22 protein-coding genes are annotated in these 23,859 nt (G+C 54.7%); 11 read left to right on the top strand and 11 right to left on the bottom strand.

Annotated elements, in window-relative coordinates; all coding sequences use genetic code 11:
• Together KP80_RS06480 and KP80_RS06475 are read left to right on the top strand one after the other, a co-directional pair.
• Positions 1-924: collagen-like triple helix repeat-containing protein (locus KP80_RS06480; RefSeq protein ID WP_331456495.1), on the top strand; the 924-nt coding region annotated here is incomplete at its 5' end.
• 104 nt (positions 925-1,028) lie between these two features.
• On the top strand, positions 1,029-2,744 hold the full coding sequence (locus KP80_RS06475) for a ShlB/FhaC/HecB family hemolysin secretion/activation protein (RefSeq protein WP_052282775.1): 1,716 nt from the start codon (positions 1,029-1,031) through the stop codon (positions 2,742-2,744).
• Here KP80_RS06475 and KP80_RS06470 read toward each other — a convergent pair.
• On the bottom strand, positions 2,736-3,197 hold the full coding sequence (locus tag KP80_RS06470) for a 4Fe-4S dicluster domain-containing protein (protein ID WP_052282774.1): 462 nt from the start codon (positions 3,195-3,197) through the stop codon (positions 2,736-2,738). The two genes, KP80_RS06475 and KP80_RS06470, sit on opposite strands and share 9 nt — an antisense overlap.
• A gap of 121 nt (positions 3,198-3,318) precedes the next feature.
• Complete coding sequence (locus KP80_RS06465) at positions 3,319-4,137, bottom strand: AraC family transcriptional regulator (RefSeq protein WP_052282773.1); 819 nt, start codon at positions 4,135-4,137, stop codon at positions 3,319-3,321.
• Positions 4,138-4,376: 239 nt separating this feature from the next.
• Between KP80_RS06465 and KP80_RS06460 the strand changes: the two genes are divergently transcribed.
• The 3 genes from KP80_RS06460 to KP80_RS06450 all read left to right on the top strand — a co-directional run bounded on the left by KP80_RS06460 (position 4,377) and on the right by KP80_RS06450 (position 8,152).
• Positions 4,377-5,777: an MFS transporter gene (locus KP80_RS06460; protein WP_052282772.1), complete on the top strand. Its 1,401-nt coding sequence runs from the start codon at positions 4,377-4,379 to the stop codon at positions 5,775-5,777.
• A 10-nt stretch (positions 5,778-5,787) separates the two neighbouring features.
• Positions 5,788-7,746, top strand: coding sequence for a glycoside hydrolase family 127 protein (locus KP80_RS06455; protein WP_052282771.1), 1,959 nt, complete (start codon positions 5,788-5,790; stop codon positions 7,744-7,746).
• Positions 7,747-7,840: 94 nt separating this feature from the next.
• Positions 7,841-8,152: a hypothetical protein gene (locus KP80_RS06450; protein WP_052282770.1), complete on the top strand. Its 312-nt coding sequence runs from the start codon at positions 7,841-7,843 to the stop codon at positions 8,150-8,152.
• 44 nt (positions 8,153-8,196) lie between these two features.
• Here KP80_RS06450 and KP80_RS06445 read toward each other — a convergent pair whose 3' ends face one another.
• Complete coding sequence (locus KP80_RS06445) at positions 8,197-9,735, bottom strand: aldehyde dehydrogenase family protein (protein WP_052282769.1); 1,539 nt, start codon at positions 9,733-9,735, stop codon at positions 8,197-8,199.
• Between the two features lie 119 nt (positions 9,736-9,854).
• Between KP80_RS06445 and KP80_RS06440 the strand changes: the two genes are divergently transcribed.
• A complete protein-coding gene (locus tag KP80_RS06440) occupies positions 9,855-10,310 on the top strand; it encodes a glyoxalase/bleomycin resistance/dioxygenase family protein (protein ID WP_052282768.1) in 456 nt (151 codons plus the stop codon).
• A 68-nt stretch (positions 10,311-10,378) separates the two neighbouring features.
• Here the strand turns inward: KP80_RS06440 and yiaY are convergent, their stop codons facing one another.
• From yiaY to KP80_RS06405, 7 genes are all read right to left on the bottom strand, one after another.
• Complete coding sequence (yiaY, locus tag KP80_RS06435; protein WP_052282767.1) at positions 10,379-11,530, bottom strand: L-threonine dehydrogenase; 1,152 nt, start codon at positions 11,528-11,530, stop codon at positions 10,379-10,381.
• A gap of 183 nt (positions 11,531-11,713) precedes the next feature.
• Positions 11,714-13,564 carry a selenocysteine-specific translation elongation factor gene (gene selB / locus KP80_RS06430; protein ID WP_052282766.1) on the bottom strand — a complete coding sequence of 617 codons (1,851 nt, stop codon included), beginning with the start codon at positions 13,562-13,564 and terminating at the stop codon, positions 11,714-11,716.
• A complete protein-coding gene (gene selA / locus KP80_RS06425; protein ID WP_052282765.1) occupies positions 13,561-14,952 on the bottom strand; it encodes an L-seryl-tRNA(Sec) selenium transferase in 1,392 nt (463 codons plus the stop codon). Before selA ends, selB begins: the two co-directional genes overlap by 4 nt.
• 100 nt (positions 14,953-15,052) lie before the next feature.
• Complete coding sequence (locus KP80_RS06420) at positions 15,053-15,661, bottom strand: glutathione S-transferase (RefSeq protein ID WP_052282764.1); 609 nt, start codon at positions 15,659-15,661, stop codon at positions 15,053-15,055.
• 74 nt (positions 15,662-15,735) lie between these two features.
• Positions 15,736-16,872 carry an HlyD family secretion protein gene (locus KP80_RS06415; protein ID WP_052282763.1) on the bottom strand — a complete coding sequence of 379 codons (1,137 nt, stop codon included), beginning with the start codon at positions 16,870-16,872 and terminating at the stop codon, positions 15,736-15,738.
• Positions 16,873-16,877: 5 nt separating this feature from the next.
• The gene (locus tag KP80_RS06410; RefSeq protein WP_052282762.1) at positions 16,878-17,249 is read right to left on the bottom strand and encodes a DUF3302 domain-containing protein; all 372 of its coding nucleotides are present in this window, start codon (positions 17,247-17,249) and stop codon (positions 16,878-16,880) included.
• 198 nt (positions 17,250-17,447) lie between these two features.
• A complete protein-coding gene (locus KP80_RS06405; RefSeq protein ID WP_052282761.1) occupies positions 17,448-17,657 on the bottom strand; it encodes a hypothetical protein in 210 nt (69 codons plus the stop codon).
• A gap of 275 nt (positions 17,658-17,932) precedes the next feature.
• Here KP80_RS06405 and KP80_RS06400 point away from each other — a divergent pair, with 275 nt between their 5' ends.
• The 5 genes from KP80_RS06400 to trmL all read left to right on the top strand — a co-directional run bounded on the left by KP80_RS06400 (position 17,933) and on the right by trmL (position 22,931).
• A complete protein-coding gene (locus KP80_RS06400) occupies positions 17,933-18,295 on the top strand; it encodes a YibL family ribosome-associated protein (RefSeq protein ID WP_052282760.1) in 363 nt (120 codons plus the stop codon).
• Positions 18,296-18,576: 281 nt separating this feature from the next.
• The gene (gene lldP / locus KP80_RS06395) at positions 18,577-20,232 is read left to right on the top strand and encodes an L-lactate permease (RefSeq protein WP_052282759.1); all 1,656 of its coding nucleotides are present in this window, start codon (positions 18,577-18,579) and stop codon (positions 20,230-20,232) included.
• On the top strand, positions 20,229-21,005 hold the full coding sequence (gene lldR / locus KP80_RS06390; RefSeq protein WP_052282758.1) for a transcriptional regulator LldR: 777 nt from the start codon (positions 20,229-20,231) through the stop codon (positions 21,003-21,005). The genes lldP and lldR overlap by 4 nt, the downstream gene beginning before the upstream one ends.
• Complete coding sequence (lldD, locus tag KP80_RS06385) at positions 21,002-22,186, top strand: FMN-dependent L-lactate dehydrogenase LldD (protein WP_052282757.1); 1,185 nt, start codon at positions 21,002-21,004, stop codon at positions 22,184-22,186. The genes lldR and lldD overlap by 4 nt, the downstream gene beginning before the upstream one ends.
• Positions 22,187-22,457: 271 nt before the next feature.
• On the top strand, positions 22,458-22,931 hold the full coding sequence (gene trmL / locus KP80_RS06380) for a tRNA (uridine(34)/cytosine(34)/5-carboxymethylaminomethyluridine(34)-2'-O)-methyltransferase TrmL (RefSeq protein WP_052282756.1): 474 nt from the start codon (positions 22,458-22,460) through the stop codon (positions 22,929-22,931).
• 55 nt (positions 22,932-22,986) lie between these two features.
• Here the strand turns inward: trmL and cysE are convergent, their stop codons facing one another.
• Positions 22,987-23,808, bottom strand: a complete 822-nt coding sequence (gene cysE / locus KP80_RS06375; protein WP_052282755.1) for a serine O-acetyltransferase — start codon at positions 23,806-23,808, stop codon at positions 22,987-22,989.
• Positions 23,809-23,859 lie beyond the last annotated feature (51 nt).

Raw genomic sequence — 23,859 nt, 5'->3', positions numbered from 1 at the left:
GGTGGTACTGGTGGTGGCAGCACTGCGAGCAACGCCGGTAACAACATTCTTGGCGACGCCGGAACGGCGGTCTCAGGCGTAGGTGATACGCTGGGCGGTCTTGGCAGCCAGTTGGCGACCAGCACCGGCAACAATCCGGTGACTTCAACGATTTCAACCACCGTGAGCGGCGTCGGTAACGCTGTCGACACGCTGGGGACAGGTGTCACCAATGGTGTTGGCAATTCGTCTAATGCGAACGGTGTCGGGACAACCCTACAGGGGACAACCAGTACCGTCACCGTGTTGGGGAATACCGTGTCCACCGTGGGTAATAACCTCTCGACCAGCACATCGGGTACTCCTGTCGGCGGGGTTACCGGTGTGGTCGGCAACGTCGTCAATAGTGCAGGTCAAATTGTCAGCGGCACCGGTAACGGCTTGACCAGCACGCTGCAGAGCCCAGGAGTGACAGCGGCAACGACGGGCGTCACATCTGTCGTCAATAACACGCTGGGCGGCGTACAGGGCGTGACGCAAGGCGTCGGTACAACTACGGGTCTTGGTACGCCAGTTAACGGCTTGCTGACCCAGGTAGGCACTACCGTCAGCGGCGTCGGTAACCAGGTCGGCACCTCCTCTCCAGCGCTGAGTGGCGTCGGTCAGGTGGTCTCCAGCGTCGGCAACGTTGTCACCGATGCAGGTGGGCTGGTTAAACCTACCGGTACACAAACAGGCAGCGGCGGCTTGCTGGCGAACAACTCTCTTGGCTCAACGCTGAATAGCACCGTCAGCTCGCTGACCGGCAGCCTTAACGTCAGTACCTCAGCAAGTGCCAGCGCTAATGCCAGTGCTAGCACGAGTACTACCGGCAGCAGCACCACGACCACAAACCCTCTCGGTGGCGTCACGGGTTTGCTCGGTGGGTTAACCGGTAAAAAATAAGCTATATATTTATTAATGCCTTCCGTGCCCCCGCAATGGGGGCACGTTTTTCAGCAGAATAACAATAATCATCCTTGAACAATAAAATACACAAGGAATGCGTCATGAAAACTACCCTGGTTTATGCGCTATCGGGGGTCGCTCTGCTTAATATGGCCAGAGCCGACACATTACCCGCGTTAATTGACCCAAATAACCCAGCCAAAGCGGAGCATAATAGTACTCCGCAGGCCCCCCCTGCCACCGCGCCAAGTTTAACTGTCAGCGTTCCCCAAAATAAATTAACCCCCGACACGCTGATTAAAGTCGATCATATTCAATTTATTGGTGGCACAGTTTATCCATTAAAAGAATTATTACAGCCTTTTGCCCCCTATGCACATAAACAGGTCCCTTTAAAAACCATTACGGGAATTGTAAACGATATTACCTTGCGTTATCGGGCCGATGGTTACCCGCTTTCTTATGCCTGGCTACCGGATAACAATTTTGCAGGCGGCACGATCAAGATAGTCCTGGTCGAAGGTTACGTGGCCCACAGCGATATTAAGAGTAACAATCCCAATATTGCAGAGCGCCTAAAGCGGCTAGCCGCCAAAATCATGGCGGAAAAACCGCTTACCCAGGCCACTTTTGACCGCTATACCCAGCTGATGACGCGCACCCCCGGCACCACCGTCGACGCGAATGCCCAACTGCCGCAGAATATTTACGGTGCCGCGGCCATGCAGGCCGTCAGTAATCAACCGCATATCTGGGACATTTCATCAACACTCGACACCCGCCGAAATCAGAACTTAGCTTTCGTCAACGGTTCGCTCAGCAACCTGACCAGCTATGGTGATCAATTAGGTGTCGCGACGCTGATTCCGCTGGATAGCTCGACGCGAAAATCTTATCTCGGGTTGAACTACCAACAGTTTCTCAGCGACGAGGGACTGATGATGCAGCTTAAAGGTAGCTTTTATCGTGATGATCCTCGTGACTACTCGCGCCTACTGAATTTTACCAACGGCTATCTCGACTCCCGGCAGGAAACAACCCAATACAACGGTGGTGCGACCTTTAGTTACCCCATTATCCTTACCGGCAAACAGCAACTCAGCGTTAACGGTGGGATGGATTACACCGATCGCCGCAACGATAACAACATACGCGTTATCGTAAACGATGAAACACTCGGCACAGTGACACAAAAAACGCACGTACGTTACCCGGCGCTGGAATTTGGCATGAGCGGCTTTCAGGCGTTTGAGCGCGCCAGTATCAACGGTAAGCTGACACTGCGTCAGGGGGTGAATGCCGGATCGCTGGCCGACGCCGCGCCAATTCAAGGCAACGACCTGTCGTTTACGCTGTGGAAAAGCAATATCGACGCGGCCTGGATGGTGACGGATACCTGGCGTCTGTCGACGTCAATGGAGGGTGATTGGTCTGACAACGATCTGCCGGAACCCGAACGCGTAAGCTTTGGTGCTCAGCGCTTTGGTCGCGGTTATCAGGACGGCGAGGCCAGTGGCGATTATGGCTACGGTGGGCAGGTTGAACTGCGCTATCTTCACCAACGTAAAGAGAGCACCTGGGTTGCGACCGTTCAGCCCTACATACTGGCTGATACCGCACAGACCTGGTTTAACTCACCCGGATTGCCACATCAACGGCTCGCCTCCGTCGCTACCGGTATTATGTTTGGCGATAACAAGCACTACAGCCTGACGGTCGAAGCCGCGCGACCGGTCGGCGATCTACCAACCGATACCCACAAACGCGACTGGCGATATAGCCTGACCTTAAGCTGGAACTTCAACAATCTACATTAATTTCGGCACGGCAGTTTGCCCAACATCAACGCAGGCCAACGCCTGAGTTGGGCAAGCCGCTACGCAGGCCGGTCCTTCCTCACGATGGCGACATAAATCACATTTGATAGCCTGCGGCCGTGACTGTTGGATAGTCACGGTCATCGCGCCAAATGGGCATGCCAGCATGCAGCTCTTACATCCGATACAGCGCGACTGCTCAACCCGAACGTCGCCCGCTTCCCGGGTAATTGCACCGGTTGGGCAGACGTTGCTACACGGTGCATCTTCACAGTGATGGCAGGTGACCGCGGTCGAAAAGATATTGCCCTTCACCACGCGAATACGCGGAACGAATGCGTCCCGCGATACGCTCGCGCACGCCTGCTGTGCCTGATGGGCCACCACGCAGGCCACTTCACAGGTCCGGCAACCAATACACTTCAGGGAATCAGCGACAATAAACGGGTTCATTCTCCACTCCGCTGTGGGGGATAAACGCTAAGAGTGCCAGAGCTCGCCATGACCCTGCTTTGATCCGACGGGGGTCCGGCACGTTTTTTGTTCATTGCCACAAACCATTCAGGCATTTGCCTCAGGCCGAATTGATGTGCTCCTTACAATACCGCCGCTTCCACGCGGCGGGCGTCAGTCCGGTATGTTTACGGAAGATCTGACGGAAATACCCCACATCAGCGAACCCGCACTGCTCCGCCACCTCCTTGAGCGAACGCGCATGGTGACTCAAGAGTTTTTCCGCTGCCCGCACCCGCTGGCGATGAATGGCTTCCGTTAACGTCAGATGGAACACCCGCCGGTAAACTCTCCCCAGATAGTCGGCATTGCAATGCAGCTCTTTCGCCAGCATCGAAGTCGAGAGCGGTAAATGGTAGCGAGTTCGAATCAGCTGTTGGGCACGCCACGCCAAGGCCGCGCCGCCTTCATCCTTCGTCTCCTCAGTTTGTGCCGATAAAGAAATATGCTGCAAAATCAGCAACAAAATAAACTCGAGTGAAGCATTACGCTGAATTTTTTCCTGCTCGTTGAGGAACTGCCGAAATAGAGCCACTAAATACTGCGGGTCATGCAACGTGGTCTGCTGGGGAATCGCAAGCTGGGTTAATAGCGGATGCGGCGTCGTCGGCGCGGTCACTTCAAAATGCAGCCAATAGAATTTGAGGTCTGTCGGGAAATCCTCAACGCCAACATGTCGACGCCCCGGCCACAGCAGCAAGCTATCACCAGCACAAACATGAAAAATACGCTCCTCTTCCTGGATCGTTAATGTCCCCTTTTCGACAAAAATAATCTCCCAAGAGCGCAACCGGCGTGCAGGGTGGCGGCCAACACCTCGGGATATAAATAAACCGCCGTTTTGAACCTTAATCGGAAGCGCTATGGATAGATTGAGCATAAATATTAAAAATCCCGCTTATTCATGAAACAAAAATACATCTTCCATTTGATTATTAACGATAAATAGATTTACACCCGATCGCCTTCACACTTTTATTATGAAGTCGGAATTACCCTCTTTTTATACTTCTTTATGACCTTGTTGGTCATCCTTTTCCAGGCAAAATTAAACAGGTCATGACATTACAAAAATAACCCTACTGAAAAGAGCCATCTCCACATTGCGAGGAGCACCCCATGACCGCTACACCCATAACCACCAGCGAGATTGTGCCGGGTTCACTGGACGATAAACTGTCGATTCGGGAAAAAATCGGCTACGGTCTCGGTGATGCAGGCGGTACCGTTATTACCTGCCTCATCATGAATTTTCTGACTTTTTTCTATACCGATGTCTTCGGCCTCACGCCGGCACTGGTCGGTACCCTATTCCTGGTACTGCGCGTATTCGACGCCATTTCCGACCCCATCATGGGCGTACTTGCCGACCGTACCCAGAGCCGCTGGGGACGCTTCCGCCCCTGGCAACTGTGGATTGCTGTCCCCATTGCCATTATTGGCGTGCTGACCTTTACTGTCCCGGACGCCAGCATGGGGGTCAAAATCGCCTGGGCCTTTGGAACGTATTTACTGCTGTCGGTGAGCTATACCGCTATCAACGTTCCCTACTGCGCGCTCATCAACACCATGACCACGCGCCACAGCGAAGTCATCTCCTGCCAGGCCTGGCGTTTCGTGCTGTGCGGCGTAGCGGGTTTTCTGGTCTCCGTTGGCCTGCCCTGGCTGGTTAAAGCGCTCGGCCAGGGCAATACCGCACAGGGTTATCAATACGGCGTCGGCGTGCTCTGTGCGATTGCTGCGGTCATGTTCCTGTGCTGTTTCTTCTGGGTTCGCGAGCGTGTGTCTTTGGATATGATGGGGAAATTTACCCTTCGTGAGCACATTGCCGGGCTGCGTAAAAATGACCAGCTGTTGCTCATGCTGGTGATGTCATTCCTGCTGATCAACGTCTTTAATATTCGCGGCGGCGGCTACATGTACTTCATCACCTACGTGCTGGGCGGCTCCACTGGTTACACCTCGCTATTCTTCACGATGGTGACCTTTGCCTCCATTTTTGGGTCGGTGATCATCAACCTGCTCTCTCGCCGCTTTGATACCGTCAAACTTTACTACTACACCAACCTGATACTGGCTGCACTCGCCGTGGGTATGTGGTTCTTACCTACCGGGCCGGCGTATCAGACGCTCTGGCTGGTCATCATTCTCGGCAACGGCATTATTCTCGGCTTTACGCTGCCGCTACACTTCTCATTGATGGCCTTCTCTGATGACTACGGCGAGTGGAAAACCGGCGTTCGCTCATCCGGCATGAACTTCGCCTTTAACCTGTTTTTCATCAAGCTCGCCTGGGCCTCAAGCGCCGGCATTATCAGCCTGGTCTTTATTTATGTGGCCTATCAGCCGGGCGCAGGAAATCAAACCGCCGCATCGCTGGCCGGGATCACCACCATGGAAACCCTGCTGCCCGCCCTCTTCCACCTGCTGCTAGCGTTCTCGATCCGCGCCTGCCGGCTCAATAATCCTATGATGGCGCGTATCGCTACCGACCTTCGCGCCCGTCACGTTCAGTCTTGAGGAGTTTGTCATGTCCGTTATGGAAGTCAGTCTGCATACGTTAAAAGTGAACGACCCGTTTTTCGCCCAGTATCAACAGCTGGTTCGCGATGTGGTGATCCCCTATCAGTGGGATGCACTCAATGATCGTATTGACGACGCTGAACCGAGCCACGCGATTGAAAACTTCCGCATCGCCGCAGGTCTGCAAAGCGGTGAGTTTTACGGGATGGTATTTCAGGACAGCGACGTGGCGAAATGGCTGGAAGCAGTTGCCTGGTCGCTGTGCCAGAAGCCGGATGCCGAGTTAGAGAAAACGGCCGACGAAGTGATTGAACTGGTGGCCGCCGCCCAGTGTGACGATGGCTATCTCAATACCTATTTTACGGTCAAGGCCCCACAGGATCGCTGGACCAATCTGGCCGAATGCCACGAACTCTACTGCGCAGGCCATATGATTGAAGCCGGTGTCGCCTTCTTCCAGGCGACCGGAAAGCGGCGTTTGCTGGAGGTCGTCTGCCGCCTGTCCGACCACATCTATCAGGTCTTCGGCACCGGCGAGAACCAGATCCACGGTTATCCGGGTCACCCGGAGATTGAGCTGGCGTTGATGCGCCTATACGAAGTCACGCAGGAACCCCGCTACCTGGCGCTGGTAAACTACTTTGTTGAAGAGCGCGGTAAACAGCCACACTTCTACGACCATGAGTATGAAAAGCGCGGTAAAACCTCCCACTGGAACACCTACGGCACCGCGTGGATGGTGAAGGATAAGCCCTACAGCCAGGCGCACCAGCCAATTGCCGAGCAGCAAACTGCTATCGGCCACGCGGTACGGTTTGTCTACCTGATGACCGGCGTGGCGCACCTCGCCCGTTTGAGCAACGATGAAAACAAACGCCAGGACTGTCTACGGCTGTGGAATAACATGGCCCAGCGTCAGCTCTACATTACCGGCGGCATTGGTTCTCAGAGTAGTGGTGAAGCTTTTAGCAGCGACTATGACCTGCCGAACGACACGGTCTATGCCGAAAGCTGCGCATCGATTGGTCTGATGATGTTTGCCCGCCGGATGCTGGAAATGGAAGGCGACAGCCAGTACGCCGACGTGATGGAGCGCGCGCTATATAACACCGTGCTCGGCGGTATGGCGCTGGATGGTAAGCACTTCTTCTATGTGAACCCGCTGGAAGTTCACCCCAAAACGCTGAAGTTTAATCACATCTACGATCACGTGAAGCCGGTCCGCCAGCGCTGGTTTGGCTGCGCCTGCTGCCCGCCGAACATCGCGCGCGTACTAACTTCGATTGGCCACTACATCTACACCCAGCGTGATGACGCGCTGTTTATTAATCTCTATATCGGCAACAGCACTGAAGTACCGGTAGGCGAACAGACGCTGCGACTGCGCATCAGCGGCAACTATCCGTGGCGGGATCAGGTCAAGATCGTGATTGATTCCCCGGATCCGATTAACCACACGCTGGCGCTGCGTCTGCCGGATTGGTGTACGCATCCACATGTTGCGCTAAATGGCCGCGATGTCGCGGGGACAGTGAAGAAAGGGTATCTGCATATCAATCGAACCTGGCTTGAGGGTGATACCTTAACCCTCACGTTGCCGATGCCCGTGCGCCGGGTTTATGGTAACCCGCTGGTTCGCCACGTCGCCGGGAAAGTGGCGATTCAGCGTGGGCCGTTGGTTTACTGTCTGGAGCAGGCTGACAACGGCGAAGAACTGCATAATCTGTGGCTGCCGGAAAACGCTCAGTTCTCTGAACGCGAAGGCAAAGGTATTTTTGCCCACAAAGTGCTGCTACAGGCGCAGGGCGTTAAGCGCACTGCCAGCCACCCGGAGCGGCAATCACTGTGGCATTACGACACCGCCCCCACGACGTCACAAGAACAGACCCTGACTTTTATCCCTTGGTTTAGCTGGGCCAATCGTGGGGAGGGAGAGATGCGCATTTGGGTAAATGAAGGGAAATAATCCCCTACGAAGCCCGGTAGGATCCTCTTGCCGGGCCAAAAAGATTCCTCCATGATGCAGAGAGAAAGTTAACCATCGCCATTGAGGAATCAGTATGAGCAAGGATGTCCAGCCAGCCTTCAGTATCAAACGCGTCAAAGCCTCCGTCATCTACCGCCTGATGCTCATCGGCCTTGCGGTGCCTATGCTGATTTTTAGCCTGTTTTGCGGCGTGATGGGGATTTTTGGCTACGATATGGTGAAGTGGAACAATGAGTCTATCCACGGCATTCTTGCTCTGCCAGTAGCGCTGTTTAGCGGCCTGATGGTCACGGTATTCTTTACGGCATTTTTGGGCTCGATCATCTGCCTCGGCCTGTGGATTTACAGCCGCTTCCGACCGCTGCAGGTCAAAACATTTGATTAAACAGCAGGCCCGATCAACAGCACGTGACCGGGCCCGTACTTCACTTAGAACAATCCCAACGGTTTATCCGAATAGCTCACCAGCAGGCATTTCGTCTGTTGGTAATGTTCCAGCATCATTTTGTGGGTTTCGCGACCGATACCGGACTGTTTATAGCCGCCAAAGGCCGCATGCGCAGGGTAGGCATGATAGCAGTTGGTCCACACGCGCCCAGCCTGAATCCCGCGCCCTACTTTGTACGCCAGATTACCGTTACGACTCCAGACGCCTGCTCCCAGGCCATATTGTGTGTCGTTCGCCAGAGCCAATGCCTCTTCCACGGTTTTGAAGGTCGTCACCGCCAGCACCGGGCCAAAAATCTCCTCCTGAAAGACGCGCATATTGTTTTTACCAAACAAGATCGTTGGCTCAAGGTAATAGCCCTCTTTCAGTTCGCCTTCCAGATGCTTGCGCCGCCCACCGGTCAACACATCCGCGCCTTCTTTTTTACCAATATCAATGTAGTTGAGGATGGTTTCCATCTGCCCCTGCGATACCTGCGCGCCCATCTGCGTCACCGCATCCAGCGGGTTTCCGCTACGGATTCGCTCGACCCGGCGAATGGCTCGCTCCATAAACCGGTCGTAGATCGATTCATGCACCAGCGCACGGCTTGGACAAGTACAGACTTCACCCTGGTTAAACGCAAACAGAGCAAAACCCTCCAGCGCTTTATCAAAGAAGGTATCTTCCTCATCCATCACATCGGCGAAGAAAATATTTGGCGATTTTCCGCCCAGCTCCAGAGTCACCGGAATGATGTTTTGGGTAGCGTATTGCATGATTTGCTGGCCGACTTCCGTCGATCCGGTAAACGCAACTTTGGCGATACGTTTTGAGGTCGCCAGATATTCGCCGATTTCTCCACCCGCGCCGTTCACCACGTTCACCACGCCCGGCGGCAGCAAATCACCAATAATCTCCATCAGCAGCAGAACGGACAGCGGCGTTAACCGCGCGGGTTTAAGCACGATACAGTTACCTGCCGCCAGCGCGGGCGCCATTTTCCAGCTCGCCATCAGTAGCGGGAAGTTCCACGGAATAATCTGCGCCACCACGCCCAGCGGTTCATGGAAGTGATAAGCCACGGTGTCCTTGTCGACTTCACTAATGCCGCCCTCCTGCGCGCGGATACAGGATGCAAAATAGCGGAAGTGGTCGATGGCCAGCGGCACATCAGCGCCGTTGGTTTCCCGAATCGGTTTACCGTTATCCCAGGTTTCAGCCGTGGCTAAAAGCGCCAGGTTTTGCTCCATGCGGTCGGCGATTTTCAACAGAACCGCAGCGCGATCCTGTACAGAGGTCTGCGCCCATTTGTCTTTTGCGCGGTGTGCAGCATCCAGCGCCAGGTCGATATCTCGCGTCCCTGACGAGGCCACTTCGCATAAAAGCTGGCCGGTAACGGGGGTGAGGTTTTTATAGTATTCGCCATCAACCGGAGCCACCCAATCTCCGCCGATAAAGTTGTCGTAGCGCGCTTTTAATTTAAAGGGGAAACCATATTCACCGGGCTGGATACGTGATGAAGGGGGGTTATTGGTCATGACCATCTCCTTGCTGTGGGAATACTACAAAGGTAGACTGGCCTGGCGAAATATTCGCCAATGGGTTACAGCTTTACGACTGCGGTCACGTTATCCGCGGCCCCTTTCAAGGAGTCAGTATGGAACATGAAATTCCCGGCGTTGAGGTGCTGTTTGTCGCCGGCTTTGGCCCTATCACACGCAACACCGAGATCAGCACGGCGTTTTACCAGACCGCGTTAGGTCTCCCGCTCAAAGCAATGGAAGGGAACGAGGAGTACCTTCTGACCGATGTCGACCAACTCAAGGGCGTGAAACATTTTGCGCTTTGGCCGCTGTCACAGGCCGCAACGTCGTGCTTTGGTCAGGAACTGTGGCCTGCAGATCTGCCAATCCCTCAAGCATGGATTGAGTTTGAAGTTCGAGATATTGAAGCCGCCACCCAAGTACTGCTGACTCAGGGTTATACATTGTTAATCGCTAACCGTGTGGAACCGTGGGGACAATCGGTGACGCGATTGTTGAGCCCTGAAGGTTTACTGACGGGGGTGACGATTACCCCGTGGCTACGTGCAGGATTTGAGAACAAGGCGTGATGGAAACACCATCTAATACGGCCTACAAAATCACCGGATTTGTAGGCCGTTTCGTTCTTCGCGGTTAATTACATTGCCGCGCGGAAAATCGCCATGATTTCGTCATGCGTGGCCTGAATCGGGTTGGTAAAGCCACAGGCATCTTTCAGCGCATTGGTCGCCAGAATGGAGATATCCTCTTCCTTCACGTTCAGATCGCGCAGACCTGCCGGAATGTTCACCTGACGCGCCAGTTTACGAATGGCATCGATACAGGCTTGAGCGCCCTGCTCGTTGCTCATTGCACTCACATCAATGCCCATCGCCTGGCCGCAGTCACGCAGACGCGCGGCTGCCACTTTGCTGTTGAACACCTGTACGTGCGGTAGCAGAACCGCATTGCATACGCCGTGCGGCAGATCGTAGAAACCGCCCAACTGGTGCGCCATCGCATGGACATAACCCAGCGATGCGTTGTTGAACGCCATTCCCGCCAGGAACTGCGCATAGGCCATCGCTTCACGCGCTTCGCTGTTGCTGCCATTTTCCACCGCTGTTGGCAGATTTTCGACAATCATCGTGACCGCTTTCAGCGCACAGGCATCGGTAATCGGAGTCGCCGCAGTGGACACATAGGCTTCAATGGCGTGGGTCAATGCATCCATACCGGTCGCTGCGGTCAGCCCTTTCGGCATCCCTTCCATCAGGGAGGAGTCGTTGACGGACAGAACAGGCGTTACGTGCTTATCAACAATCGCCATTTTGATATGACGCGTCACGTCGGTGATGATGCAAAAACGGGTCATCTCGGATGCCGTACCCGCCGTGGTGTTAATGGCAATCATCGGCAGCTGCGGTTTTGCAGAGCGGTCAACGCCTTCGTAATCGCGGATATCACCACCGTTAGCAGCAACCAGCGCGATACCTTTTGCGCAGTCGTGCGGAGAACCGCCACCCAGTGAAATCACACAGTCACAATCATGGGCACGAAGCAGCTTCAGACCGTCCTCAACGTTGACCGTGGTTGGGTTCGGATGCGTTCCATCAAAAACGACGCTCTGAATGTCATATTCCTGAAGGCGTTTTTGAATATCGCCCACAACGCCCAGCTTATTTAGCACTGCGTCGGTCACAATTAAGGCTCGGCGATAGCCATATTCCTTCATTGTATTCATTGCGTCTTTTAATGCGCCATTACCGATAACGTTCACTGATGGAATGAAGAAAGTGGATGCAGCCATGATAGTTCCTTTATTTAATAAGCAGGCCACGAGGGTAGAGGAATAGAGAATGTGAAAATATGATCACGATTGCATTTTCGGCCTTCGATAAAATAAAAAGCACGCTAGGTTAACATTCCTAACGTGCTGATTATTAATTAATATATTTTTGTATTTAGATTGATATATTTCTTACATTAATTGTTAATTTTTATTATCCGGGAAGAGTAATGCATCGCGCAATAAATGATCATTTCCACGGCGACGCGTGAAACCAATGCGGTTAAAATACTCCAGGATCTGAATGGCTAATTTACGACCCACATTCAGTTTGTCACGGAAATCGGCCGCGCAGGTCGATCCCTTTTCCAGATCGAGTTCGCGAATCATGCTAGCAAACGCCACAATACGATCATTACGATAATAACGATCTTTCACTATGGCCGTAATTATCCCCTGCTGCGCCGCCAGTCGCAGCACAACGCGCATCGTATTCTCATCCGTCCCGGTTTGCGTCGCCAGGTCTCGAACCCACCACGGCTCATCGCCAAACAGCGGTTCGGCCTTCAGCCAGATAGCCCGTTGCTCATCGGTAAAACCGACTTTGTGATCCGGCAGATGCAACCAGCCGTGGTGGCTGGCAATGGTGCCGCTTTCACGCATCCGCTCAATCAGCGTCAGTACCAGCGCTTCCTCTTCCATCGGCAGCGCAATACGGCGTAGACGCTCACGTCCAGGGCCGGGTTCGTCTTTATGCTGTTCGTGATAAACCGCCAGCGCGTCCAATAGCTTGCGCTGCCATCGTGCCGCCAACGGCGCATCCAGCAAGCTGTCACCGGCGAGGATAAAACCAGGCTGCGCAATCAACTGCTGCAGCCCCAGAGGACTCAGCTGGCGCGCCCAGCCAAACTCACCGAGCTTCACTGCATCACGGGAAAGATGCACTGCGAGCGCCTGAACATCATCTTTCGCAAGAGCCAGCGCGGCAATCCACGCCAGGTACTCCGGCTTGCGTTTACCTCGACGCGGTGAATTCAGCGTCACCACCCGAGCGCCCGCCAGCGTCACTTTGGCCGAGATATCGCGCAACACCAGACGATCGTTATCCGCCAGCCACAGCGGCGTATCAAGCACCAGCTCCGCCAGATTATTCTCCAGCAGCGAGACTCGCCCGGTGATATGGCTCGCCGCATGGTGGATATGCAGCGGCTGCCATTGGCTCAGCGGAATATGGCTTTGCAGCTCGACAATCACCCGCTCGGACGGCGCAGGAGGCTCTTCCGAGAGCAGCCAATCGCCTCGGCTCAGGTCATCTTTTTCCGCCGCGCCGACAATATTGAGCGCAATGCGCTGTCCGCCGTGCGCCTGCTCGACCGGCTGGTTTTGTGCATGCAGACCGCGCACGCGCATCGGCACGCCCTTGCCGGTCAGCCATAGCGTATCGCCTACACGAACATCGCCCGACAACGCCGTACCGGTCACGACTAAACCCGCCCCTTTGACGGTAAACGCACGGTCAATCGCCAGGCGGAAACGCTGATGCGTCTGGTGCTCGCGAGCGGAAAGCTGACGCAGATGGTCGCGCAGTGCTTCAATACCGATATTTTCGGTCGCCGCCGTGTCAAACAAGGTAACGCCTTCGAAGCCATACTCACGCAGAACGTCGGTTATCTCACGGCGAACCTCAGTAATGCGTTCAGCATCCACACGATCGGTTTTAGTGAGCGCCACGGTGAGAGTTGGGTTTCCGGTCAGCTGCAGGATTGCCAGATGCTCGCGGGTTTGCGCCATCACACCATCGTCACATGCCACCACCAGCAGGGCATGATCGATGCCGCCAACCCCCGCCAGCATGTTTGAGAGAAATTTTTCATGCCCAGGCACATCGATAAAACCCAGCACGCGCCCGTCTTCCTGCGGCCAGTATGCATAGCCTAAATCGATGGTCATGCCGCGAGATTTCTCTTCCGGCAGACGATCGGCATTGATTCCGGTAATCGCCTGCAGCAGGGTGGTTTTGCCGTGGTCAACGTGCCCGGCGGTGGCAATAATCATTTCAACAACATCTCCAGAAAACGAGGTTCATCTTCGAGGCAGCGTAAATCCAGCCACAGACGACCGTCATAAATTCGCCCGATAACCGGGATAGGCAAGCTGCGCCAGCGGGTAGACAGCGCTTCCAGTTGGCTGCCCCGACCGTCATGAGGCGTCAGCGCGATTGCCGCGCTGGGCAGACTTTCTGACGGTAACGAACCGCTGCCAATTTGCGACGCGCACGGCATCACCTGCACGGAAAATTCATCGCCATAACGTGCAGCCAGCGGTTCACGTAAGCGTTCGGCCTGCAGTTGGATCTCTTGTGCACTGCGGCTCAACAGACGCAGCGTCGGCAGTTCAGCCGCCAACTTTTCAGGATGCAGATACAGCCGTAAGGTGGCTTCCAGCGCGGCAAGGGTCATTTTATCCGCTCTCAGCGCACGCTTGAGCGGATGCTGCTGTAGCTGGGCAATTAACGCTTTTTTCCCGACAATAATACCGGCCTGCGGCCCACCCAGCAGTTTATCGCCAGAGAAGCTGACCAGGCTTACGCCCGCAGCAATCATCTCCTGCGGCATCGGTTCTTTTGGTAGGCCGTAGCGGCTGAGATCGATAAGCGAACCACTGCCGAGATCGGCCACGACGGGCACATCCAGCTCACGGCCTATTTCCGCAAGTTCGGCTTCGTCCACCGATTTGGTAAAGCCTTCGATGCTGTAATTGCTGGTGTGCACTTTCATCAACAGGCCCGTATTTTCATTCACCGCCTGGCGATAATCTTTGGCATGTGTGCGGTTGGTCGTGCCGACTTCGTGCAGCACGCAGCCCGCCTGACGCATCACGTCGGGGATGCGAAACGCACCGCCAATCTCCACCAGCTCACCGCGAGAAACCACCACCTCTTTGCCCGCCGCCGTCGCCGCCAGCATCAACAGCACCGCTGCGGCATTGTTATTCACAATACAGGCATCTTCCGCACCGGTTAATCGGCACAGTAAATCCGCCAATGGCCGATCGCGATGACCACGCCCCGCACCATCCAAATCGTATTCCAGCGTCACCGGGTCGCGCATGGCCTGCGTAACCGCCTCAATCGCCGAATGCGACTGCTGTGCACGCCCTAAATTGGTGTGCAACACGGTTCCCGTCAGGTTAATCACCGGACGCAGCGCGCTCTGGGCATCATGGCGTAAACGGCGAGCCGTCTCCTGCGCCCAATCCCCGCACCATGCGGGCAGCGTTTGCTGCTCGCGGATGCTCAGGCGTGCCTCATCCTGCATCTGGCGAAGTAATTCCACCACCTGTGAATGACCATGAGCATCAAGTAAACGGGCGAACGCAGGATCGCGAAGTAAGCGGTCGGTGGCAGGAAGCTGGCTGTAGAGCGAACGGTTTTCGGTAGTCATGGATTGGCCTGACGGTTAAATGTTACCCCTCCCGACCGAGAGGGAGGGAGTCATAGAAAGGATTGTACAATGTACAACGGCTTAGCGTTATAGCGTTCAATCAAGCCTTTGGCGGTTCGGTGCGCGCAAAGCTCTCACGCAGGAAGAGCGTTTCCGCTAGTTTGACCAGGTTTGGGCGATCCACACACCAGCCAGGGGCAATACGGCGAAAGTTGAGATAGCCAATTGCGCAGGCAATGGCAATGGTCGCGAGATTAAGGGTGTCGGTTTTCAACGTACCGTCGGTGAGATAGCCTTCCAGCGCATCGAGGCCGCGGCTAATTTTTTGTCGCTGACGAAGCACTTCCGCTTCCGATTGCTGCGCCGCTGGGCGCGCCAATTCGCGGACAGAAGTCAGACCCGCATCCATAATGCCATCGGCCAGGGCTTCAAGCTGACGGACTTTCAGCGCCACCAACGGGTCACGCGGTACCATATCAGGAGCGATGCCAAGCTGCTCGATATACTGGGCAATAATAGGAGAATCAAACCAGCATTCGCCGTCATCGGTCACCAGCGCAGGCACTTTTCCCAGCGGGTTAAACTGCGCGACGCCGTTTTCTGCCTGGTAGGGTTGTTCGTTCACAAATTCAAAAGCAATCCCTTTTTCCAACAACAGAACCGAGATTTTGCGTACAAAAGGGCTGGTGTAGCTACCGACCAGTTTCATCATTCTCTCCTTCGCGCCAACAAAGAGATCAGTATGGCTCAGGCCGCCGCATTCGCCCTCTGGTTTTTACCGGGCTAGTGATCCAGATAGAGATAATGCATCCAACTGGTCATGCGCAGCAGCACCTTACGCATTACCGAAACGTGGGCGAAATGGTCAGAGTAAACCGCCACCTGAGCGTAAATACCATCTGGGAGCGCATCGACATCGGCATTCGGGTCCAAATCAATCAGCGCCAGTACACCGTCCGTTCCCGGTATCACCGTTAACGACTGCAGCGCTCCCTGCGCTTGATAGGAACCTCCCGGCACCACCGGCAGAATGCTCGACAACTTGCCGTGAAAAACCTGTCCAGGAAGGGCATTAAACACCACCTCCGCATCATCTCCTGCTTCAAGGCGCAGCAGCGAATTTTGCCGGAATTGAGCGACAATTTGCCGTTTCTGCTCGGGGATAAAGACCATCACTGGACGCAGCGGTAGCGCGGCGGCATAGGTACCAGGCCGGATAAGTACCTGGGTGACATAACCATTACTGGGCGCGCGGATGATGGTTTGATCGAGGTTATATTTCGCCTCCGCAAGCTGTGCCCGCAGGCTGACAATCTGGGACTGTTCGCCGTTGACCATGCTATCTAGCTGGCTTTGTATCTGCGCCTGTTCCGCCACAGAGCCTTTGACCATCGCATCCTGCGCCAGATAGTTTTGCCGAGCATTATCAATATCGCTTTCGGAGAACGGATTCACCCGAGCCTGGCTGCCTTTCAGGTAGCGCTGGTAATCTTTGTACAGGCGATCGCGCTCCGCTGACACACGGGTGGTGTTGGCCTGCGCTTCAGATAATTGACCTTTCAACGTCTGCACATTGTGCGTGGCCGTCACCAGGTCAGCCTGTAGTCTATCAACCCGAGCCTGATACCGCGTGGGTTCAATTTTAAATAACACCTCACCTTTATTAATCAGCTGGTTATTTTTATCCGTGACTTCGCTGACAATGCCGGTGACCTGCGGCGTAATGGGAATTGAGATAACCGCTTTTTGCGCGGTATAGGTATATGGGTGGTTATAATTCATTAATAAAATAAGCCCGCTAACCAAAAATATACCGCCTAATGCCGCCGTGGCTAGCGTCCATTGGTTAACCGGAATACGGAATATTTTAAATACCGCCCACGCGAGCGCGACATAGGTCAAAACAATCAGCAGATCCATGATGATTACTCCGGCGCGTTCGTATCAGTTGAGGGACGAATTTCGGCAATCTTTTGCTCCAGTTCAGCGACCCGGCGGGAAAGTTGCGCCAGCGTCTCCTCTTTTGCAACTCCGGCTGCAGGCTCCGGCGACGGTATATGCGACTGCATTCCCCAACCTCGTTCCGGCTGATAGAGCGTGGCCCAAATCCATAGAAACGGCCAAATGACGTGCAGCGTAAATAGACTTACCCATCCGGCGGTATGAATCGCATCCGCGTGTGGATGATTACGCTTTTTCGCAATCGTATAGGGAATATCGTGAATCATGATGATTCCGTAAAACAGAACCAGAAAGACGAAGATCAGCACACCTAACGCAAAATAGTTTAGAAACATACTTGCCTCAGAATTACGCTAATAAGAGTGATAAAGCCGGGAGGCAGCCACACGTTATTCAGGCTGATATTAGTGAAGATAATGTGCGTTGGTCATTTCCGCCATCATACCAAAGAGGAATGTTCATTTTTGGAGGCGGCAGCAACTAGAGCTGGCAATGCAGGGATGCATTACCAGCAGATGACGCTTTTTATCGCGTTATTTGTGGTGGCTTTCAACAGGGCGGTATAGGTTTCGATAGTAATCCAGTCTGGCCAGAAACATGTCCGCCTTATCCTCAGGAATTTCTGTAGGAACCTGGTCGGAACACGGCCTTTTGCGTAGATACTCCATAAAAGCCTGGCTGGAAGCCATGAAATCTACCGCTTTATCGATGATTTGCGGGACGTTCTCACCCATTTTGCTCATTACGCGCCCTCCCTTTTATAAGACCTTTCTATAAGAATGGATAATCTCGCCAAAAGGGGTTGAGGAAAATGTGCGAATTTACATCAGTAATTTTCAAAAAAGCGATCAAGTTAACTATTTTATGAAATCGCAATGTTATTCAATATGTTATATATTTAGATTGCTTACTATACCGCAAAGAAACCACCTCGATTTGTATAATTAACTACCAGAAATGAGCGACAACGCGCATACTAGGGGTTATTACGTCTATTTTATTAACAGATATCAGCAACATGAAAGAAATCGAAAAGAACGAAATCAAACGCCTGAGCGACCTGCTTGACGCTATCCGCCACCAGCAGGCAGCACTGTCCCTGGTCGACAGCGCGGAGAAATATGCCGAGCTGGAAAGCGAAAAAGAAAAGCTCGAAACCGAAATTGCTCGCCTGCGTGAAGTGCATACGCAAAAGCTGAGCAAAGAAGCGCAAAAGCTGGCAAAAATGCCATTCAACCGCGCCATCACCAAAAAAGAACAAGCCAACATGGGCGCACTGAAAAAAAGCGTTCGTGGCCTGGTTGTTGTGCACCCCATGACTGCCCTCGGTCGTGAAATGGGTCTGCAGGTGATGACAGGGTTCGCAAAAAGCGAGTTCTGATTCTACCGCCCCTGACCTTCTCCCACCCGGGAGAAGGTACATTTTTCCCTTTCCCTGCCCCTTCAAATTGGCCCAACCAATTTAACAATCAAATCGCTATTGGTTCACAATTCCATCATTAAAGCTCACATTTCCATTGCTAATACATAACATCTGATTAACCATTCGTTGTCATTACCCCTACACAACCCAATTGGCAGGGCCAATTTTACACAAACTGTGACGCAGAGATGAGCTGAGACTCACCGCGGATCGGCGCGTAAGGCCCCCTGGAGACCTGCATGAGCCTCTGGCAACAAAACTACGATCCGGCTGGGAATATCTGGCTATCGAGCCTAATCGCATCACTCCCGATCCTGTTCTTCTTCTTCGCACTGATTAAGCTCAAGCTGAAAGGCTATGTTGCCGCCAGCTGGACGGTCGGCATTGCGCTGGCTGTCGCCCTGCTGTTCTACAAAATGCCGGTCGATCGCGCGCTAGCCTCGGTGGTTTACGGCTTCTTCTACGGCCTGTGGCCTATCGCCTGGATTATTATTGCCGCCGTTTTCGTCTACAAAATTTCGGTGAAAACCGGGCAGTTCGACATTATCCGCTCGTCAATTCTCTCCATTACCCCCGACCAGCGCCTGCAGATGTTGATCGTCGGTTTCTCCTTCGGGGCATTCCTCGAAGGGGCGGCCGGATTCGGCGCACCGGTTGCGATTACCGCCGCGCTGCTGGTGGGTCTCGGCTTTAACCCGCTGTACGCGGCAGGGCTGTGTCTGATCGTTAACACAGCGCCAGTGGCCTTTGGCGCAATGGGGATTCCGATTCTGGTTGCCGGTCAGGTGACCGGGCTGGATAGCTTTGAAATCGGCCAGATGGTGGGCCGTCAGCTACCGTTCCTGACCATTATCGTCCTGTTCTGGATCATGGCGATTATGGATGGCTGGCGTGGCATTAAAGAGACCTGGCCTGCGGTGATGGTGGCAGGTGGTTCATTCGCTATCGCGCAGTATCTTAGCTCCAACTTCCTCGGTCCAGAGCTTCCAGACATCATTTCATCCCTGGTATCGCTGGTTTGTCTGACGCTGTTCCTTAAACGCTGGCAGCCGGTGCGTATTTTCCGCTTCGGTGATATAGGCGCATCACAGGTTGATATGGACCTGTCGCGGACCCACTACAGCGCGGGGCAGATTATTCGCGCCTGGTCACCGTTCCTGTTCCTGACCGCGACCGTGACGTTGTGGAGCATTCCACCGTTCAAAGCGCTGTTCGCCCCAGGTGGCGCGCTTTACGAACTGGTGATTAATATTCCGGTTCCGTACCTCGACAAGCTGGTCGCGCGCATGCCGCCGGTGGTCAACCAGGCCACGGCCTACGCGGCGGTCTATAAGTTTGACTGGCTCTCCGCGACCGGTACCGCCATCCTGTTTGCCGCGCTGCTGTCGATCGTCTGGCTGCGTATGAAACCGAAAGATGCCATCAACACCTTCGGTTCAACGCTCAAAGAACTGGCGCTGCCGATTTACTCTATCGGTATGGTTCTGGCGTTCGCTTTTATCTCTAACTACTCAGGGCTGTCCTCTACGCTAGCCCTGGCGCTGGCACATACCGGCCATGCATTTACCTTTTTCTCGCCGTTCCTTGGCTGGCTTGGCGTGTTCCTGACCGGCTCGGATACCTCTTCCAATGCCTTGTTCGCCGCGCTGCAAGCGACCGCCGCACAGCAGATTGGCGTCTCGGACGTGCTGCTGGTTGCCGCGAACACTACCGGCGGCGTGACCGGGAAAATGATTTCGCCACAGTCCATTGCTATCGCTTGTGCGGCGGTGGGTCTGGTGGGTAAAGAGTCCGATCTGTTCCGCTTCACCGTGAAGCACAGCCTGATATTCACCTGCATGGTGGGCGTGATTACAACGCTGCAGGCTTATGTCTTAACGTGGATGATTCCGTGATAACACTGCCCAAACGTCTGTCAGACGATGTCGCCTGCCGCGTGCGGGCGCTGATTGAAGAACAACAGCTGGAAGCGGGCATGCGTTTGCCTGCCGAAAGAAAGCTGGCAAGCCAGCTCGGCGTCTCGCGCAATTCACTGCGCGAAGCGCTGGCAAAGCTGGTGAGTGAGGGATTGCTGCTAAGCCGTCGTGGCGGTGGCACCTTCGTTCGCTGGCAGCATGAAGGCTGGTCTGAACAGAACATTGTTCAGCCGCTGAGAACCCTGCTAGCCGACGATCCGGACTACAGCTTCGACATTCTTGAAGCGCGTCATGCCATCGAAGGCAGCACCGCGTGGTACGCCGCCATGCGCGCAACCGACGCTGATAAAGAAAAAATCCGCCTCTGTTTTGAAGCCACCCAAAGTGACGACCCGGATCTCGCTTCACAGGCCGACGTCCGCTTCCATCTAGCGATTGCCGAGGCGTCACACAACGTGGTGCTGCTGCAAACCATGCGCGGCTTTTTCGATCTGCTGCAATCCTCGGTGATCCAAAGCCGCGAGCGCATGTATCTGGTGCCACCGGTCTTTGCGAAGCTTACCGAGCAGCATCTGGCAATCCTTAATGCCATTACTGCCGGGGATGCCGAAGGGGCGCGTCAGGCGATGATGGCGCATCTTGGGTTTGTCCACACCACGATTAAACGTTTTGATGAAGACCTGGCCCGCCAGGCGCGGATTACCCGCCTGCCCGACGACCACACTGATATTTCCAGGGAGAAAAAAGCATGATTATTTCCGCCGCGAGTGACTACCGCGCCGCCGCCCAGCGCATCCTGCCACCGTTCCTGTTCCACTATATTGACGGTGGCGCGTACGCGGAGCATACCCTGCGTCGTAACGTGGAAGATTTATCTGACGTGGCGCTGCGCCAGCGGGTGCTAAAAAATATGTCCGATCTGAGCCTGGAAACCACGCTGTTTAAAGAGCAGCTTTCCATGCCGGTGGCGCTAGCGCCTGTCGGTCTGTGCGGTATGTACGCCCGTCGCGGCGAAGTACAGGCAGCAGCAGCAGCAGACGCCAAAGGCATTCCTTTTACGCTCTCAACCGTATCGGTGTGCCCAATCGAAGAAGTGGCGCCGACTATCAAGCGCCCAATGTGGTTTCAGCTGTACGTGTTGCGCGATCGTGGCTTTATGCGTAATGCGCTAGAACGCGCTAAGGCTGCCGGTTGTTCCACACTGGTGTTCACCGTCGATATGCCTACGCCGGGCGCACGCTACCGCGATGCCCACTCGGGGATGAGCGGCCCGAACGCCGCTATGCGCCGCTACTGGCAGGCGGCGACTCATCCGCAGTGGGCATGGGACGTCGGTCTGAACGGCCGTCCACACGATTTAGGCAATATCTCCACTTATTTGGGTAAACCAACCGGGCTGGAAGACTACATCGGCTGGCTAGCGAATAACTTCGATCCCTCTATCTCCTGGAAAGACCTCGAGTGGATCCGCGAATTCTGGGACGGCCCAATGGTGATCAAAGGGATCCTCGACCCGGAAGATGCCCGCGACGCGGTTCGCTTTGGTGCAGATGGCATCGTCGTTTCCAACCACGGAGGCCGACAGCTAGATGGCGTGCTCTCTTCCGCGCGCGCGCTGCCAGCAATTGCCGATGCAGTGAAAGGGGATATCACCATTCTCGCTGACAGCGGAATCCGCAACGGTCTGGATGTGGTACGCATGATTGCACTGGGCGCGGATAGCGTGCTGCTGGGCCGCGCTTACCTGTATGCGCTGGCGACCCACGGCCAGGCCGGGGTAGCGAATCTGTTGAATCTCGTCGAGAAAGAGATGAAGGTCGCCATGACGCTAACCGGAGCGAAATCGATTAAAGAGATTAGCCGCGATTCACTGGTGCAAAACGCCGAAGTGGCGCAGGTGTTTAATGCTATTAAGCGCGGTGATGCGGCATAGCCGTATTTCCCCTCACCCTAACCCTCTCCCCATAGGGGAGAGGGTACCGTTCGGCAGCGCTTGAAAGTTTGTACTCCGAAGTGGCTGGCTGCCTGAATAGCATCGCTCTTCACCAGCAAATCCCCCCCTTCTCCGCTAAGTGGCCGGGAAACAACATAGCTTTGCACTTAGCCAGTAAACCTGCGCTTCCCCCTCTCCCTGTTAGGGAGAAGGCCGGGGTGAGGGTTAACCTAAATTCTGCTATCCTGCCCGCGAAATCCAAGGGGGCAGTATGCTTAACATCGTTTTATTCGAACCAGAAATCCCACCTAATACCGGGAACATCATCCGTCTGTGCGCCAATACCGGCTTTAGCCTGCATATTATCGAGCCAATGGGCTTTGCCTGGGACGATAAGCGCTTACGCCGCGCGGGTCTGGATTACCATGAGTTCACCGCCGTGCAGCGTCATGCGGATTACGCGGCATTTGTCGAAAGCGCAAAACCACAGCGTTTATTTGCCCTGACCACCAAAGGCACGCCGGCACACAGCGCAGTGAGCTACCAGGACGGCGACTTTTTGATGTTTGGCCCGGAAACGCGTGGACTGCCCGCCACAATTTTGGACGCGCTGCCGCCGGAGCAAAAAATTCGTATTCCTATGATGCCGGACAGCCGCAGTATGAACCTGTCGAACGCAGTGTCAGTGGTGGTGTATGAAGCATGGCGCCAGCTGGGATATCCCGGCGCAATCTTACGTAGCTGATCGAAGGGTGAGCCGGATAGCGTTTGTAGATCACCATCCGGCCGAATCTTACGGATTAAATCCCGTCGCCGTACTCAAACCCGTGGTTGATGCCGTTGAAGTGCTGGTCCATATCCATCGCGGGTTTATCGGACTCCGGCTTGCCGACGATACGCGCCGGTACGCCTGCCGCTGTCGTATGCGGCGGTACGGGCTGCAGAACAACCGAACCCGCGCCGATTTTTGCGCCGCGCCCCACTTCGATATTGCCGAGAATTTTCGCCCCGGCACCAATCATCACGCCCTCGCGAATTTTCGGGTGGCGATCGCCGCTGGTTTTACCGGTACCGCCCAGGGTCACGGACTGTAGAATCGACACATCGTCTTCAATCACCGCGGTCTCACCTACGACGATGCCGGTCGCATGGTCGAGCATGATGCCGCGGCCGATTTTCGCCGCCGGGTGAATATCCACCTGGAAAGAGACCGACACCTGATTTTGCAGGAAAATCGCCAGCGCACGGCGCCCCTGTCCCCACAGCCAATGGCCGATACGGTAGGCCTGTAACGCATGGAAGCCTTTCAGGTACAGTAAAGGGGTCGAATACTTGTCGACCGCCGGGTCACGGGTGCGTACCGCCTGAATATCGCAGGCCGCAGAGGCAATCATTTCCGGGTCAGCGGCGTAGGCTTCTTCAACCACTTCACGAATGGCGATGGCGGGCATAATGGAGGAGGCCAGCTTGTTGGCCAGCATGTAGCTTAATGCACTGCCCAGATTTTCATGCTTGAGTAGCGTCGCGTGATAGAAACTGGCGAGCATAGGCTCGCAGTCCGCCAAAGCTCGGGCTTCGGCTTTAATATTGTTCCAGACAATTTCCAGTTCTTCACACGACATTGCATACTCCAGACGTATTGGAACGATCGGCCAGTCTCTGCTCGCCGGATC

Source organism: Kluyvera genomosp. 1, from assembly GCF_001266615.1.
Lineage (GTDB): Bacteria > Pseudomonadota > Gammaproteobacteria > Enterobacterales > Enterobacteriaceae > Kluyvera > Kluyvera cryocrescens_A.
This window is presented reverse-complemented; position numbering and strand designations above follow the sequence as displayed.